The sequence below is a fragment of the Kribbella sp. VKM Ac-2568 genome, from assembly GCF_004345365.1.
GTDB lineage: Bacteria > Actinomycetota > Actinomycetes > Propionibacteriales > Kribbellaceae > Kribbella > Kribbella orskensis.
The window spans coordinates 1-1,542 of the sequence record NZ_SLVF01000038.1; the positions used below are offsets into that span (position 1 = coordinate 1).

The 1,542-nt window shown below is 68.7% G+C and carries 1 protein-coding gene; it reads left to right on the forward strand.

The genetic code is table 11. From position 1 onward, the window contains the following. Positions 1-266 precede the first annotated feature (266 nt). The gene (locus tag EV648_RS42315; RefSeq protein WP_132302122.1) at positions 267-1,520 is read left to right on the forward strand and encodes an IS110 family transposase; all 1,254 of its coding nucleotides are present in this window, start codon (positions 267-269) and stop codon (positions 1,518-1,520) included. Positions 1,521-1,542: the final 22 nt, after the last annotated feature.

Consider the following 1,542-nt stretch of genomic DNA (forward strand, 5'->3'; position numbering starts at 1 on the left):
GCGCTCACTGGTGCAGCATGGCGGGTGTCGGCGGCTTTAGATGGGTTGCCGATGCACCCGAGGTGGCTGCTGGGTTACCGCCCAAAGCGCTTGACGCGGTCGACGTCCTTCAAGAGATCTGCGGGACTCGGCAGCAACCCCGGGACGTGCCGACCGTCGACAGGGCTATAGCGCCTCCGAGCGCCGTTCAGTGAGCGAACCGGCAGCCGCGTCCCGGCACCACATAAGGGTGCCTCCCCACTGGGCTTAGCAGCGAGGAGGCTGACGTGAAGTCTGCCAGAAACACCCTGCCCGACGAACCCGCCAACGATGTGACCGGCGGCGTGGACTGGGCCCGCGATGACCATGCCGTGTCGGTCGTGAACGCCCGCGGCCGAGAAATCGACCGGTGCACTGTGGAACACACGGTCGCCGGGCTGCGTGACCTGATCGGCATGCTGCGCCGTAACGGGGTCGGTGAGGTCGCGATCGAACGCCCCGACGGCCCGGTCGTCGATACCCTCCTGCAGGCCGGGATCACCGTGGTGGTGATCAGCCCGAACCAGGTCAAGAACCTGCGCAGCCGCTACGGATCGGCCGGCAACAAAGACGACCGATTCGACGCGTTCGTGCTGGCCGACACCCTGCGCACCGACCGGGCCCGGCTCGCCCCCCTGACCCCCGACAGCCCCGCGACCATCGCGCTGCGCCGCACCTGCCGCGCCCGCAAAGACCTCGTCGAACACCGCGTCGCGGTCACCAACCAGCTCCGCGCCCACCTGCGCAACACCTTCCCCGGCCCGATCGGCCTGTTCAGCGAACTCGACTCCCCGATCAGCCGCGCGTTCCTGACCCGCTTCGACACCCAAGACCGCGCCGACTGGCTCAGCCCGAAACGCCTGGCCGCCTGGCTGACATCCGTCGGCTACCCCGGCGGCAAAGACCCCGCCGTGCTGCACGCCCACCTGACCACGGCACCCCGCGGCGCCACCGGCCCCAACGCCACCACCAACGCCCACATCACCCACGCACTACTCACCGTTCTCACCACCCTGATCGACCAGATCAAGACCCTGACCGACCAGATCGCCGCCCAACTCACCGACCACACCGACTCCCACATCTTCACCAGCCTGCCCCGCTCGGGCACCGTCCGCGCCGCCCGGCTCCTCACCGAGATCGGCGACTGCCGCGCCCGCTACCCCACCCCCGAAGCACTCGCCTGCCTCGCCGGCGCCGCACCCTCAACCCGCCAGTCCGGCAAACACAAAACCGTCGGATTCCGCTGGGCCTGCGACAAACAACTCCGCAACGCCGTCACCGACTTCGCCGCCGACTCCCGCCACGCCAACCCCTGGGCCGCCAACCTCTACCAACAAGCCCGCACCCGCGGCCACGACCACCCCCACGCCGTCCGCATCCTCGCCCGCGCCTGGCTCTACATCATCTGGCACTGCTGGCAAAACAACACCCCCTACGACCCCACCCAACACCAAGCCCTCCAACGCCTCCTCAACCCCAACCAACACCAGGCGGCTTGACACAGGGCTTCTCTTGACGCAC